Source organism: Mesorhizobium sp. WSM4310 (genome assembly GCF_007003935.1).
Taxonomy (GTDB): domain Bacteria; phylum Pseudomonadota; class Alphaproteobacteria; order Rhizobiales; family Rhizobiaceae; genus Mesorhizobium.
The window spans coordinates 152,883-165,716 of sequence record NZ_VFTA01000004.1; the positions used below are offsets into that span (position 1 = coordinate 152,883).

Consider the following 12,834-nt stretch of genomic DNA (forward strand, 5'->3'; position numbering starts at 1 on the left):
ACGGTTTCACAAGATCGTGTCGGCTGGAGCGCGGGCGTTTCGCTCCAGCCTGGAGAAATCCCCAAAATTCAGGCGTTGGCGCCGCCATCGATGATCAATGCGGCACCGGTAACGAAACGCCCCTCCGGACCGGCGAGCCAGGCAACCATGCCGGCGATGTCATCGGCCTTGCCGAATCGCGGTGCAGCACGGCATGTCGATCCAGGCGCGCGACGGCGCGTCGCGCCCAGCGCTGATGGCCACCGTCACTGGCGCGATGGCTGCCTGGCAAACTCTGGCAGGCCCCGACTGAGCGTGACAAACGCTGGCCATTATGGTGGAAATCCAGCCAAACGCGCGGTCGGGAGGAACAAGCTGTGAAAAAGGGTTATCGCGAACTGCTGGATGAAGCCAACGCCGAGATCGAAGTGGTTTCACCTGAAGAAGCCGCGGCACTGCTCGAGGACGAAGGCACCATCTTCGTCGACCTGCGCGACCCGCGCGAGGTCGAACGCGACGGCAGGATTCCCGGCGCCAAACATGTGACACGCGGCATGCTGGAATTCTGGATCGATCCGGAAAGTCCCTATCACAAGCCGTTCTTCGCCTCGGGCAAGAGCTTCGTGTTCTTCTGCGCCGGCGGCTGGCGTTCAGCGCTCGCCACCAAGACGGCGCAGGACATGGGGCTTGTGCCCGTCAAGCACATCCTTGGCGGCTACACCGCCTGGAAGGCGGCCGGGCTGCCTGTCGAGCCCGGCGAGAAGAAGAAATAGCCCCAATGCATGTCGCTCGAGAGTGGTCCCGGTTTTGAGACAACGACATGCCTGGAACGAGGATTGCGTCTCAATGCAGCCGCGACGGCTCGCGGTGTTCCGCGACGAAGGCAACGGCGCGTTCGACAACGCCCTTGTCCGCAAGGATGCGGCGGTGGCCGAGACCGTCGGCCCAGTGCAGCCGCACATGGCCGCCAGCGCCGGCGTAGCGTTTCGCGTGCTCGGCCGGCACCTCGCGATCGTCAGGCGCGTGGATGACCAGCGTCGGCACCGGCGCCTGGGCGAGCTGGCGGTCACCGGTGAATTCATGCAGCGGCCGGCCGGACAGGTGCTGGACGCGGTCCGCCATCGCCACCTGCGAGCGCGGCCCGACGTTGAGCATGCGGCTGAAATCGGCGAAGATAGCCGGCAGGGAGCTGGGTGCGGCGATCAGCACGAGACGTCCGGCCGCCAGCGGCGGAATGTTCTTGACGGAACCGGCAATGGCATTGGCGGCAACGGCGCCGCCGAAGGAATGACCCACCGCCGCGACGAACGGGCCGAACCATTCGCCGGCGACCCGCACCGCGTCGACCGCGTTGACCATGTTCAGGTGCCGGCCCTGCGAATGGCCGTGCCCCGGCAGGTCCAGGGAAACGACCCTGTAGCCGGCGGCGCGATAGCCCTCGATCAAGGCGCGCATATATTCGGTGCGCGAACGCCAGCCATGAACGACAAGCACCGTGCCAAGTACGGCCCCGCCCGGTTCCGGCCGGAATTCGTGCACCATGACGCAGCCGGTTGCCGTCTTCAGCCGATGATGGCGCGCCTCGGTCATGAACTCGGCGGCCCGGCCGATGGCGCGGCGCTCGCCATCGGTCAGCGCCTTTGTGCTCGGCGTGCGGCAGAACAGTTCGAAAGCCGCGCGCCCGGTGATGCGTGGCGCAATATGCTCGGCCGCACCAAATACGCTCCGGATGACCTTCAGCCCGATTGATGCCATAGTGAGAATCCATCCATACGTTCAAGCATGAACATAATAGTTCAAAGATGAACAATAAACAAGAGCTACCCTGGGACAACCCGCGTTTTCGCAACTGGGTCGCGGTGGCGCGTGCCTGCCATGTGCTGGAGCGCACGCTGGCGGTGAAACTCGCGCCGCTCGACCTGAAGCCGGCGCAGCTCGACGTGCTGATGAACCTCTACCGCCATCCCGGCATGTCGCAGCACGATCTTGCCCGCAAGCTGCTCGTCGGCCGCTCCAACATCACCATGCTTTTGCCGCAGCTGGAGACGCGCGGCCTGCTGCGCCGCGAAGGCGACGAGAAGGACAAGCGCATCCTGCGGCTCGCCTTGACCGAGGCTGGCGAGGCGCTGCTGATGCAGGCGCTGAAAGTGCATATGGCGCTGATCGAGAAAGCGATGAGCCAGTCGACGCCGGAGCAGTGCGACATGATCGGCGAACAGATGCGCAAGATCTATGAGGTGCTGAAGGAGGCCTGACACCCAAGGTGTGCCAAGATTCAGGTCAGGATGCGCCGAAAATGGCGGCTTCCGAGAACCGGAGCGGAGCGTACTTAAAGTACGTGAGCACCGGAAGCGCAGGAGGCCGCCATTTGCAGGCCAGCCTCACCTGAATATCGGTGCACCGGCTACCACATGGTTTTCTTTGCCCGCTCCGGCCATTCCTTGTCGTAGGCCCCGCCGTCGATGTTCTTGCGGCTGGTGATTTCCAGGATTTTTCCCGGCGTCGGCAGCGATTTTGGATCGACATGTTTTGCCGGGTTCCAAAGCTCCGACCGCACAATGGCGCGGGCGCACTGGAAATAGACCGAATCGACGTCGATGACGGTCACCGAGCGCGCCGCCTTGCCGTCGACCATGAAGGATGCGCAAAGTTCGGCGTCCGTGGTGATGCGCGCGCGGCCGTTGATGCGCAGCGTCGTGCCAGAGCCCGGCACCAGGAACAGCAACCCGACACGCGGATCCTGGATGATGTTGCGCAGCGAATCGGCGCGATTGTTGCCGCGCCGGTCCGGCATGATCAGCGTCTTCGGATCAACGATACGCACGAAGCCGGCGAGATCGCCGCGCGGCGAACAGTCCAATCCCTCCGGGCCACTGGTGGCAAGCGCAACAAAGGGCGACGCCTCGACGAAGGCGGCATATTCGGGAATGACGTGATCGAGTTCCTTGACCAGCGAGGCTTCGCCTGGAACGCCGTAGAGCGCCTCGAGCTGTTCGACCGTGGTGATAAGCGACATCTTTTTCGTCTCCGAATCCTGGCCGGCGCTACTCCAGATGTGTGACGCCTTTACGACGTCGGCTTAGCGATCGCGGCTCAGCCCTTTTTCGGCAAGCTCCGCCAGATAGGCATTCCAGCGCTCATCCTTCTCGTGGCCAAGCGTGTGCAGATAGTTCCAGGTGAAAATGCCGGTGTCGTGGAAATCGTCGAAGGTGATGCGCACCGCATAGTTGCCGACCGGCTCGATCTTCAGGATGGCCACATTGCGCTTGCCGGGAACCGTCACACGCTGGTCGGGCGAATGGCCCTGCACCTCGGCCGATGGCGAGGCGACGCGCAAAAGCTCCGCCGGCAGTTCAAATGGCTGGTGATTGGGAAAGGTGACCGACAGCAGCTTGCGGTCCTTGGAGACCCGGAGTTCTTTTGGCGCGGTCATGCTGTTTGATCCCGTATCGATTGCCCTTCCCTACGCCGCTTCGCGACAGGGGAAAAGTCCTGGTAGACGACCGACGCACGGTGTCGGCTCCGGGATGTTACCAAAGATCGAGAAGCGGTATCTTGAATGGTGGGCTGGATCGTATCACATAGCTGTATATAACGACGCCGGTAACGGCCACGGGAAACGCTCGAACATGAACATGATCGACCCTTTCGGTCGCACGATCAGCTATCTCAGAGTGTCGGTCACCGACCGCTGCGATTTTCGCTGCACCTACTGCATGGCCGAGGACATGGCCTTCCTGCCGAAGAAGGACCTGCTGTCGCTGGAAGAGCTGGATCGGCTCTGCACCGTTTTCATCGAGAAGGGCGTCAGACGGCTGCGCCTCACCGGCGGCGAGCCACTGGTGCGCAAGAACATCATGCATCTGGTGCGCCAGCTCTCGCGCCACCTCGATAGCGGCGCGCTGGAAGAACTGACGCTGACCACCAACGGCTCGCAGCTGTCGCGCTTCGCCGCCGAGCTCGCCGATTGCGGCGTCAAGCGCATCAACGTCTCGCTCGACACGCTGGATGCGGACAAGTTCCACCAGATCACCCGCTGGGGCCATCTCGACAAGGTCATGCAAGGTATCGATGCCGCTCAGGCGGCCGGGCTCAAGGTCAAGCTCAACGCGGTGGCGCTGAAGGATTTCAACGACGCCGAACTGCCCAACATGATGCGCTGGGCGCATGGCCGCGGCATGGATCTCACTGTCATCGAAACCATGCCGATGGGCGAGATCGACGCAGACCGCACCGACCAGTATCTGCCGCTGTCGCTGCTGCGCGCCTCGCTGGAACGCCAGTTCACGCTGGCCGACATTCCCTTCAAGACCGGTGGCCCTGCACGCTATGTCCACGTCGCCGAGACCGGCGGAAAGCTCGGTTTCATCACACCGATGACGCATAATTTCTGCGAAAGCTGCAATCGCGTCCGGCTGACCTGCACGGGCACGCTTTATATGTGCCTCGGCCAGGAAGACGCGGCCGACCTGCGCGCGCCGTTGCGTGCATCCGAAGGCAACGAACTTGTCGCCGACGCGATCGACGAGGCCATCGGCCGCAAGCCGAAAGGCCATGATTTCATCATCGACCGCCGCACCAGCCGTCCGTCGGTGTCCCGGCATATGAGCGTCACCGGCGGCTGATTTTTTGTCCGATTTGGTGCAAGACTATCTTTGGTCACAAGGCCAAGGGGGCATCGTGCTGCGTCTTTATCGTATAGGCTTGTCGTCGCTGACCACTGTTCTGTCCTTGGCGACGCCCGTCGCAACAAGTGCAAACGCCAAGCCCTTCACCTATGCGAACGCGCGCTTCGGCACCGTCTGCACCTTTCCCGATGAGATATTCACCGATCGCCAGCCCGAGCCGGAAAATGGCGACGGACAGGTTTGGCTGAGCGCGGATGGCGCCAGCCTGACCTGCTCCGGCATCCTCAACGTCGATGACGACACGCCGAAAGGCTTTGTCGCCGATGAAAAGGCAAGCAAGGAACCTGACTACACCGTTACCTACAGCAAGACCGGCAAGAACTGGGCGGTGCTGTCGGGCATGAAGGATGGAAAGATCTTTTATGAGCGGCGCCTGTTCGGCACAGATGGCGTCATCCGCACGGTCTGGATTGATTACCCGCCAGCCCTGAAGTCGAAATACGACCCGCTGGTCGGCGCGATTGCCGGCAGTCTGAAGGGACAGTGAGTATTTCGGATCACACCCCTGAAAAAGTCTTGTCCGCGAACCGCCGCCGGATTTACGGCCACATTGTTCCGGCCTAGCCTTCCGCTGAAAGCGGCTTTTCGCTGATAGGGGGAAACGTCATGCGCAAACTCATTCTTTCTCTTGCATTGCTCGGCCTTGCGGCCGTGCCCGCGGCGGCGCAGTCGATCGGTGGAACCTATACCGTCGCCGGCACCAATTTCGACGGATCGAAATATGATGGCGAAGCCACCATCACGCTGACCAGCGGGACGACTTGCGCGATCCACTGGGAGACTGGCGGTTCTTCGTCCGATGGCATCTGCATGCGCAACGACGATGCATTCTCCGCCGGCTATGTCATGGGCAAGGACATCGGCCTCGTCGTCTACAAGGTCGAGGATGACGGGTCGCTGCATGGCCTGTGGACCATCGCCGGCAAGGAAGGCAACGGCACCGAAGTGCTGACGCCGAAGCAATAGACATCGGCAGCCGGTACGTTCCGGGAGGCGAAGCCGCCTCCTGACCAGATCCGCGCCGGATTGAGGACGTGATTTCACGCCGGCGATGACGAATGCCCGGTCCTGGCCCAGCCCTTTGCCATTGCTGTTTCGTGGCGGGCTGTTACAGGCTTGCTTGCCCAAGCAACCGGTAGATGTCTTGCCTCTTTCCCCAAATCTTCGCGGCGCGTTGTTCATGATGGTGGCGATGGTTGGCTTCACGCTCAACGACGCCATCACCAAATACTCTTCGCAATCGATGAACATGGCGCAGGTCATGCTGATCAGAGGAGCTTTTGCCTCGCTCTTCGTCGGCCTGCTGGCCTGGCAACGCGGCGCGCTTTTGCGGCCGCGCCTGATGCTGCAGCCGCTGGTGGCAATCCGCGTGCTGGGCGAAGCTGGCGCCACCGTGTCATTCCTGGTGGCGCTTGCCCATTTGCCGATCGGCAGTGTCTCGGCCGTTCTTCAGGCGCTGCCGCTGGCGGTGACGATGGGTGCCGCGCTGTTTTTCGGCGAAGCGGTCGGCTGGCGACGCTGGCTGGCAATCGCCGTCGGTTTTGCCGGCGTACTGGTCATCGTGCGGCCCGGCTTTGATGGCTTCAGCATCTATTCCCTTTGGGCTCTGGCCAGCGTCGCCTGCTGCACCGTGCGCGACCTCGCCACCAAGCGCATTCCCCAAACCATACCGACCATGCTCGTCTCGACCGCGACCGCGCTGGCAATGACCGGCGTCGGCGCGGTGCTGTTGTCGCCGATGGGTGGCTGGACGCCGATGACCGGCAAAAGCACGGCGCTGCTGGCGCTGGCCGCGGTGCTGGTGCTCATCGGTTATCAATTCATCATCATGGCGATGCGCTCGGGCGAGATCTCCTTCATCGCGCCGTTCCGCTACACCGCGCTCCTCTGGTCCATCCTGCTTGGCTTGATCGTCTTCGGCGACATTCCCGACATGCCGATGATCGTCGGCGCGACAATCGTCGTCGGTTCGGGTCTCTACGCGCTCTATCGCGAGCGCGTGGTCGGTCGGCGAAGGATCGTCGCCGAAACCACCGGGCCGGCCATGGCGCCGGATGGAATCTAGCCGGGTCTTGTGATTTCCGGCGGCTGGCGTACAGGCTCGATGCATGAGGCGAGATATTGCAGGGATCGTTCTGGCCGGTGGCCAGTCAAGGCGGATGGGAGGCGGCGACAAGAGCCTGTTGCCGCTCGGCGGCGGCAGCGTGCTTGAGCAGGTCCTGTCGCGCCTTGGCCCGCAGATCGAAACCCTGGCGCTGAGCGCCAATGGCGATCCCGAACGCTTTTCCCGTTTCGGACTGCCGGTGCTTGCCGACACCGTCGAAGGCTTTGCCGGGCCGCTTGCCGGCATTCTGTCCGGCCTCGAATGGGCGGCCGCTGGCACACCTTGCAAAGCGGTCGTCACCGCCGCCGGCGACACGCCTTTCCTGCCGCTAGACCTCGTCGCGCGTCTGGCGGCGGCAGCCGGCGAACATCCAGGTTCAATTGCCGTCGCCTCCTCGGCCGGCCGGCTCCACCCGACCTTCGCGCTGTGGCCGACGGACTGTCGCGACGCCTTGCGGCATTTCCTGGTCGATGAGGACAACAGGCGCGTTTCGGCCTTCATCGAGCGCCATGGCCATGTCGAGGTGGAATTCCAGGTCCTGCAATTCGCTGGCCGGCCGCTCGATCCTTTCTTCAACATCAATGTGCCGGACGATCTTGCCCAGGCCGCGCGCCTGTTGCAGAGCATGACATCATGAACGTCTTCGGCATCACCGGCTGGAAAAACTCCGGCAAGACCACCCTCACAGAAAAGCTGGTCGCCGAGCTTGTGCGGCGCGGCTGGAAGGTCTCGACGGTCAAACACGCCCATCATGATTTCGACATAGACAAGCCGGGCGCCGACAGCTTCCGCCATCGGCAGGCCGGCGCCACCGAGGTCGCGATCGTGTCCGGCAACCGCTGGGCGCTGATGCATGAATTGCGTGGCGAGGATGAGCCGCCACTGGAGAGCATCCTGTCGCGACTCGCCCCATGCGACATCGTGCTGGTCGAAGGCTACAAGCGCGAATCACACCGCAAGATCGAAACGCGGCGCCTGGAAGCGAGGGACCGGGCGCCGCTTTCGGCAGGCGATCCCAATATTGTCGCCATCGCCGCCGATTTCGCCGTCACGGACGAGAGCCTGCCGGTATTCGACCTCGACGACCTAAAATCGATAGTCGACTTCATCGAGCGCATCACCGGCCTCGTTGCTTGGGATGTAACGTAACGGCAGAACCCCATTGCCGATTTCGGTGGTTTTGCAGTTGCTTTTTTCTTGGAAAGAGTGGGAGTATCGCCTCAGCGGGCGGTCAAAAGCACCGCCCCATAGAGCCGTTTCGGAACGACGGCCGGGACCATAAAGAGAGGACTATCATGCGTATTGCACTGCGTATCGCGCTCGCCGCATCGGCTGCGCTGCTGACGCTCGGCGTAGCCCAGGCCCAGGAAAAGACCCTGCGGATCGGCACCGAAGGCGCCTATCCCCCGTTCAACAACCTCACCTCCGACGGCAAGCTCGTCGGCTTCGACATCGACATCGCCCAGGCGCTTTGCGATCAGATGAAGGTCAAGTGCACCTTCGTCGCCCAGGATTGGGACGGCATCATCCCGGCACTTCAGGCCGGCAAGTTCGACGCTATCGTCGCCTCGATGTCGATCACGCCGGAGCGCAAGGAGAAGGTCGACTTCACCCACAAATACTACAACACCCCCTCGGCTCTCGCAGTGCCGAAAGACAGCACGCTGAAGGGTGTGACCAAGGAAGATCTCGCCGGCAAGACCATCGGCGTCGCCACGACGACCACCCATTTCAACTATGCCTCGAAGACCTACACCGACAGCACCGTGAAGGGTTATCCGAGCAGCCCCGAGGAGCAGGCAGATCTGGCCAACGGCCGCCTCGACGCCATCGAGGACGATATCGTGGTGCTGCAGCAATGGCTGGACACGCCAGATGGTGCCTGCTGCAAGATTCTCGGCCAGCCCTCGCCGCAGCCGGTCGAGATCTTCGGACCGGGCGCCGGCATTGCCGTGCGCAAGGGCGAGACCGATTTGGTCAACAAGCTCAATGAGGCCATCGACGCCATCCGCGCCAATGGAAAATACAAGGAAATCAACGACAAGTACTTCAAGTTCGACGTCTTCGGCGCCGAGTCCTGATAGACAGGATCAAGACGGCGGGGAAATTCCCCGCCGTCTTTCTATTCATCCTGGGAACGTCGTGGGGATAACACCTGTCAATGCCAGCCCAAAGCATATGGACACTTCTCAGTTGGGGACCTGATGGCTGGAGTGACGACATTGCCTATGGCGTCATTGTAACGGTTCTGCTTGCGCTGGCGACGCTCCCCATTGGGTTGACGATCGGTTTTTTCATTGCGCTGGGCAAGCAATCCGAGGAGCCGTCGCTGCGCCTCGCCGCCAATATCTACACCACGGTCTTTCGCGGCCTGCCGGAACTGGTGACGCTTTTCCTGTTCTTCTTCGGCATGCCGATCCTGCTGCAACATCTCATCCGGTATTTTCGCCCCGAAGCGACCATCGACGTCAACAGTTTCGTGGCCGGCATGATCGTGCTCTCGCTGATCTTCTCGTCCTATGCCAGCGAGGTTTTCCTCTCGGCCTTCCGCGCCATCCCGAAGGGGCAGTATGAGGGTGGCTATTCCATTGGTTTGTCCAGATGGCAGACAATGCGCTTGGTGATCCTGCCGCAGCTGCTGCGCATTGCCTTCCCCGGTCTCGAGAATTGCTGGCTTAGCCTTCTCAAGGACACGTCGCTGGTTTCGGTCGTCGGTCTTGCCGAGACGCTGCGCAACGCCGGTGTGGCGGCTCGCGTCACCAAGCATTCGTTCCTGTTTTACAGCATTGCGGCTCTGGTCTTTCTGGGTCTGGCCGTCGTGTCATCCTTCGCCACCAGCGCCATTTTGCGCTCGCTTGGCAAACGGGAGGCACAACGATGAGCGCCACAGCCGCCATGGTCGAGCGGCCGCCACCGCGGACCCGCGGCTGGCCGCGACCGCGCATCGTCGGCTACGCGCTGGTCTGCCTGTGGATCGCCTTTGGCCTCGGCATCGTCGGCTATCTGTTTTTTGCTTGGAACCCGGCCTTCTTCGCCAAATATGCGCCGGCCTATCTGAGCGGGCTGGGCGTTACCTTGTCGCTGGTCGCCATTTCGATGGTGCTTGGCGCCGTCCTGTCGATGCCGGTTGCTTACGGGCGTATGTCCAGGAACCGGATCCTGGCCGGTCTTGCCTACTGTTACGTCTATTTTTTCCGGGGCACGCCGCTGCTGGTTCAGACCTTTCTGGTCTATTACGGGCTGGGGTCGTTCAGGCCGGAACTCCAGATGATCGGGCTTTGGGATTTCTTCAAGGACGCCTTCAACTGCGGCGTCTTCGCCTTTGCGCTCAACACCGCTGCCTACCAGGCCGAAATCCTGCGCGGCGCCGTCGAAAGCGTGCCCAGGGGCCAATGGGAAGGCGCCGCCTCCCTCGGCCTGCACAAATTGCAGACGCTGCGCAAGATCATCCTGCCGCAAGCTCTGATCGTCGCCTTGCGGCCCTACGGCAATGAGCTGATCCTGATGGTCAAGGCGTCCGCCATCGTCGCCATCATCACCGTGTACGACCTGATGGGTAATGCAAAACTCGCCTTTGCCAATTCCTTCGACATCCAGGCCTATATCTGGGTCGCCCTGGTGTACCTGGTGATGGTCGAGTTGTTGCGCCATGCGATCGAATGGATCGAGCGCCGGATCACCATCCACCTGAAGCGTTGACGGATTTCCATATTGCCTGCACCAGTCGATCAGTCCGCAGGCGTCTTGACGAATTGAGCGCAGGGCCTAGAACGGTTCACCGTTTCGCAGAAACGCCGAACCGCTCTATCTCTTTGTTTTGATGCAATTCCGGAGGGAAAACCGCTTCACACTTTTCCTGGAATTGCTCTAGAGCTTCCGCAGCAATTTCGTTTCCGTCTGAAGGGCAAGTTCATGGCATCTGTGGCATTTCTCGGTCTTGGCGTGATGGGCTATCCCATGGCCGGCCACTTGAAGAACAAGGGTGGTCACGACATCACCGTCTACAACCGCACCAAGGCCAAGGCCGAGCAATGGGTCGGCCAGCATGGCGGCGGCCTTGCAGTGACGCCGGCAGGGGCAGCCAAGGACAAGGACTTCGTCTTTTCCTGCGTCGGCAATGACGACGATCTGCGCTCGGTGACGACAGGTCCCGAAGGCGCCTTCAAATCGATGAAGAAAGGTTCGGTCTTCATCGACAACACCACGGCTTCGGCGGAAGTCGCGCGCGAACTGGCGGCAGCAGCGGAGGCAGGTGGATTTTCATTTCTCGACGCGCCGGTCTCCGGTGGCCAGGCCGGCGCCGAGAACGGCGTGCTGACCGTCATGGTGGGCGGCGATCAGGCTGCCTTCGACAGAGCGAGGCCCGTTATCGACGCTTTTGCCCGCATGGTCGGGCTGATGGGCTCGGCGGGCGCCGGCCAGCTCACCAAGATGATCAACCAGATCTGCATCGCCGGGCTCGTGCAGGGACTGTCGGAAGGTATCCATTTCGGCAAGAAGGCCGGGCTCGATATCGAGAAGGTGATCGAGGTGATTTCCAAGGGAGCCGCCGGTTCCTGGCAGATGGAAAACCGCCACAAGACAATGAATGCCGGCAAGTATGATTTCGGCTTTGCCGTCGACTGGATGCGCAAGGATCTTGGCATCTGCCTGGCGGAGGCCGACCGCAACGGCGCCAAGCTGCCGGTGACCGCGCTTGTCGACCAGTTCTACAAGGATGTGCAGGCCATGGGTGGCAAGCGCTGGGACACCTCCTCGCTGCTGGCGCGCCTGGAGAAGTAGGCGATCATGTCCCTGCCCGCTCCAGGCTGGACCGCGCAGGACATCGTCGCGCATCTGCGCTCGATCGGCACCGAGGAAAACCGCGCCGGCATGGCGCGGTTCGGCATCAACATCGCGACCGCGCTCGGTGTCGGCAACACGGATTTGCGGCCCTTGGCGCGCAAGCTGAAGCGCAACCACGAACGATCCCTGGCGCTGTGGACCAGCGGCATTCGCGAAGCGCGGATGCTGGCGGCTTTCACCGGCGAACCGAAGAAGATCACCATTGAGGAATGCCGTAGCTGGGCCGACGATTTCGATTCCTGGGAAGTCGTCGATACCGTCTCCGACCTGTTCGTCGATACGCCGTTCTGGCGCACGCTGATCGAGGAGTTTGCGGTCGACGAGCGCGAATTCGTCCGCCGCACGGCCTTTGCCATGTTGGCATGGGCGGCCGTGCATTTGAAAAAGGAGCCGGACGCGACTTTCCTGTCCTATCTGCCCTTGATCGAAGTCCATGCCGGCGATCAGCGCAACTTCGTCAGGAAAGCCGTCAACTGGGCGCTGCGGCAGATCGGCAAGCGATCGATGAGCCTGCACGCCCCTGCCCTGACCCTGGCACAGAAACTCGCCGACTCCCCAGACAAGACCGCGCGCTGGATCGGCAAGGATGCCGTGAAGGAACTGTCGGATGCCAAAACGCTCGAACGCCTCGCCGGCAGAAACGTTTGACCTCGCCAACATCCGCTTCACCGAGGTGACGCCGGCAACACGCGGCAGCTTTGAGACCCTGTTCGAGCAGCCGGGTGCGCCAAAATATTGCTGGTGCATGGCCTGGCGGAACTCTGACCGCGAGCACATCAAGAACGATGAAAAGAAGCGTCAGATGATGGCGCTCATCGATGCCGGCACCCCGGTCGGCATCCTCGCCGAGATCGACGGCAACACCATTGCCTGGTGTTCGGTCGCTCCGCGCGAGACCTATCGCAGGCTTTCAAGGCGGCAGGACGACAGCGAGACGGGCGTATGGTCGATCGCCTGCTTCTATGTGCCGAGGGCCTTGCGTGGCGGCCGCCTAGCTTCGGCCTTGCTTGATGCAGCCATCGATCATGCTTTCGCCAAGGGCGCGCGCATCATCGAGGCCTATCCCGTGGCGGAGGCGTCGCCGAGCTACCGTTTCATGGGCTTTCGCGACATGTTCGCGTCGCGCGGCTTCCGTGAAGTCGGCATGGCTGGTTCTCGCCGACATGTGATGCGGCTCGCGCATTGACGTCATTGGCCGCGGCGTCTTTACTTGGCCGC

Annotated in this window: 17 protein-coding genes and 2 pseudogenes; 15 read left to right on the plus strand and 4 right to left on the minus strand. The window is 62.0% G+C overall.

Annotated features, from left to right (window positions below):
* Positions 1-68: 68 nt before the first annotated feature.
* Positions 69-176 (minus strand): annotated as a pseudogene (locus tag FJV80_RS07120) (SDR family oxidoreductase); the annotation flags it as partial.
* Positions 177-181: 5 nt separating this feature from the next.
* On the opposite strand from FJV80_RS07120, the pseudogene FJV80_RS34935 reads away from it, so the two are divergent.
* Positions 182-292 (plus strand): annotated as a pseudogene (locus FJV80_RS34935) (TetR/AcrR family transcriptional regulator); the annotation flags it as partial.
* A gap of 64 nt (positions 293-356) precedes the next feature.
* Positions 357-752 (plus strand): rhodanese-like domain-containing protein, encoded by a 396-nt coding sequence (locus tag FJV80_RS07130; RefSeq protein WP_142875966.1) that lies wholly within the window; start codon positions 357-359, stop codon positions 750-752.
* Positions 753-822: 70 nt separating this feature from the next.
* Here FJV80_RS07130 and FJV80_RS07135 read toward each other — a convergent pair whose 3' ends face one another.
* On the minus strand, positions 823-1,734 hold the full coding sequence (locus FJV80_RS07135; RefSeq protein ID WP_142875967.1) for an alpha/beta hydrolase: 912 nt from the start codon (positions 1,732-1,734) through the stop codon (positions 823-825).
* Positions 1,735-1,781: 47 nt separating this feature from the next.
* Here FJV80_RS07135 and FJV80_RS07140 point away from each other — a divergent pair, with 47 nt between their 5' ends.
* Positions 1,782-2,234, plus strand: coding sequence for a MarR family transcriptional regulator (locus FJV80_RS07140; protein WP_019858112.1), 453 nt, complete (start codon positions 1,782-1,784; stop codon positions 2,232-2,234).
* 149 nt (positions 2,235-2,383) lie between these two features.
* Here FJV80_RS07140 and FJV80_RS07145 read toward each other — a convergent pair whose 3' ends face one another.
* Positions 2,384-2,995: a pyridoxamine 5'-phosphate oxidase family protein gene (locus tag FJV80_RS07145; RefSeq protein WP_142875968.1), complete on the minus strand. Its 612-nt coding sequence runs from the start codon at positions 2,993-2,995 to the stop codon at positions 2,384-2,386.
* Between the two features lie 63 nt (positions 2,996-3,058).
* Positions 3,059-3,412 (minus strand): DUF971 domain-containing protein, encoded by a 354-nt coding sequence (locus FJV80_RS07150; RefSeq protein WP_010909462.1) that lies wholly within the window; start codon positions 3,410-3,412, stop codon positions 3,059-3,061.
* A gap of 196 nt (positions 3,413-3,608) precedes the next feature.
* Between FJV80_RS07150 and moaA the strand changes: the two genes are divergently transcribed.
* From moaA to FJV80_RS07210, 12 genes are all read left to right on the plus strand, one after another.
* A complete protein-coding gene (moaA, locus tag FJV80_RS07155; protein WP_095788759.1) occupies positions 3,609-4,604 on the plus strand; it encodes a GTP 3',8-cyclase MoaA in 996 nt (331 codons plus the stop codon).
* Positions 4,605-4,659: 55 nt separating this feature from the next.
* Positions 4,660-5,154 carry a hypothetical protein gene (locus tag FJV80_RS07160; RefSeq protein WP_185975147.1) on the plus strand — a complete coding sequence of 165 codons (495 nt, stop codon included), beginning with the start codon at positions 4,660-4,662 and terminating at the stop codon, positions 5,152-5,154.
* 119 nt (positions 5,155-5,273) lie between these two features.
* Positions 5,274-5,633, plus strand: a complete 360-nt coding sequence (locus FJV80_RS07165; RefSeq protein WP_095774425.1) for a hypothetical protein — start codon at positions 5,274-5,276, stop codon at positions 5,631-5,633.
* Positions 5,634-5,811: 178 nt separating this feature from the next.
* Positions 5,812-6,732: a DMT family transporter gene (locus FJV80_RS07170; protein WP_142875969.1), complete on the plus strand. Its 921-nt coding sequence runs from the start codon at positions 5,812-5,814 to the stop codon at positions 6,730-6,732.
* Positions 6,733-6,775: 43 nt separating this feature from the next.
* Positions 6,776-7,408, plus strand: coding sequence for a molybdenum cofactor guanylyltransferase MobA (mobA, locus tag FJV80_RS07175; protein WP_142875970.1), 633 nt, complete (start codon positions 6,776-6,778; stop codon positions 7,406-7,408).
* Positions 7,405-7,920 (plus strand): molybdopterin-guanine dinucleotide biosynthesis protein B, encoded by a 516-nt coding sequence (mobB, locus tag FJV80_RS07180; protein WP_142875971.1) that lies wholly within the window; start codon positions 7,405-7,407, stop codon positions 7,918-7,920. The genes mobA and mobB overlap by 4 nt, the downstream gene beginning before the upstream one ends.
* 146 nt (positions 7,921-8,066) lie before the next feature.
* Positions 8,067-8,852 (plus strand): ABC transporter substrate-binding protein, encoded by a 786-nt coding sequence (locus FJV80_RS07185; RefSeq protein ID WP_095774422.1) that lies wholly within the window; start codon positions 8,067-8,069, stop codon positions 8,850-8,852.
* Positions 8,853-8,932: 80 nt separating this feature from the next.
* A complete protein-coding gene (locus FJV80_RS07190) occupies positions 8,933-9,652 on the plus strand; it encodes an ABC transporter permease (RefSeq protein WP_095774421.1) in 720 nt (239 codons plus the stop codon).
* Complete coding sequence (locus tag FJV80_RS07195; RefSeq protein ID WP_095788761.1) at positions 9,649-10,470, plus strand: ABC transporter permease; 822 nt, start codon at positions 9,649-9,651, stop codon at positions 10,468-10,470. The genes FJV80_RS07190 and FJV80_RS07195 overlap by 4 nt, the downstream gene beginning before the upstream one ends.
* Positions 10,471-10,683: 213 nt before the next feature.
* On the plus strand, positions 10,684-11,553 hold the full coding sequence (locus FJV80_RS07200; RefSeq protein WP_142875972.1) for an NAD(P)-dependent oxidoreductase: 870 nt from the start codon (positions 10,684-10,686) through the stop codon (positions 11,551-11,553).
* Positions 11,554-11,559: 6 nt separating this feature from the next.
* A complete protein-coding gene (locus tag FJV80_RS07205) occupies positions 11,560-12,264 on the plus strand; it encodes a DNA alkylation repair protein (RefSeq protein WP_095774418.1) in 705 nt (234 codons plus the stop codon).
* Positions 12,224-12,802 carry a GNAT family N-acetyltransferase gene (locus tag FJV80_RS07210; RefSeq protein WP_142875973.1) on the plus strand — a complete coding sequence of 193 codons (579 nt, stop codon included), beginning with the start codon at positions 12,224-12,226 and terminating at the stop codon, positions 12,800-12,802. Before FJV80_RS07205 ends, FJV80_RS07210 begins: the two co-directional genes overlap by 41 nt.
* The last annotated feature ends 32 nt before the right edge of the window (positions 12,803-12,834 follow it).

Bases quoted from the DNA above. Each gene is read 5' to 3' on its own strand.
- FJV80_RS07135 (WP_142875967.1), bottom strand. From the start codon at position 1,734: ATGGCATCAATCGGGCTGAAGGTCATCCGGAGCGTATTTGGTGCGGCC.
- FJV80_RS07140 (WP_019858112.1), top strand. From the start codon at position 1,782: ATGAACAATAAACAAGAGCTACCCTGGGACAACCCGCGTTTTCGCAAC.
- FJV80_RS07145 (WP_142875968.1), bottom strand. From the start codon at position 2,995: ATGTCGCTTATCACCACGGTCGAACAGCTCGAGGCGCTCTACGGCGTT.
- FJV80_RS07150 (WP_010909462.1), bottom strand. From the start codon at position 3,412: ATGACCGCGCCAAAAGAACTCCGGGTCTCCAAGGACCGCAAGCTGCTG.
- moaA (WP_095788759.1), top strand. From the start codon at position 3,609: ATGAACATGATCGACCCTTTCGGTCGCACGATCAGCTATCTCAGAGTG.
- FJV80_RS07165 (WP_095774425.1), top strand. From the start codon at position 5,274: ATGCGCAAACTCATTCTTTCTCTTGCATTGCTCGGCCTTGCGGCCGTG.
- mobA (WP_142875970.1), top strand. From the start codon at position 6,776: ATGAGGCGAGATATTGCAGGGATCGTTCTGGCCGGTGGCCAGTCAAGG.
- mobB (WP_142875971.1), top strand. From the start codon at position 7,405: ATGAACGTCTTCGGCATCACCGGCTGGAAAAACTCCGGCAAGACCACC.
- FJV80_RS07185 (WP_095774422.1), top strand. From the start codon at position 8,067: ATGCGTATTGCACTGCGTATCGCGCTCGCCGCATCGGCTGCGCTGCTG.
- FJV80_RS07190 (WP_095774421.1), top strand. From the start codon at position 8,933: ATGCCAGCCCAAAGCATATGGACACTTCTCAGTTGGGGACCTGATGGC.
- FJV80_RS07195 (WP_095788761.1), top strand. From the start codon at position 9,649: ATGAGCGCCACAGCCGCCATGGTCGAGCGGCCGCCACCGCGGACCCGC.
- FJV80_RS07200 (WP_142875972.1), top strand. From the start codon at position 10,684: ATGGCATCTGTGGCATTTCTCGGTCTTGGCGTGATGGGCTATCCCATG.
- FJV80_RS07205 (WP_095774418.1), top strand. From the start codon at position 11,560: ATGTCCCTGCCCGCTCCAGGCTGGACCGCGCAGGACATCGTCGCGCAT.
- FJV80_RS07210 (WP_142875973.1), top strand. From the start codon at position 12,224: ATGCCAAAACGCTCGAACGCCTCGCCGGCAGAAACGTTTGACCTCGCC.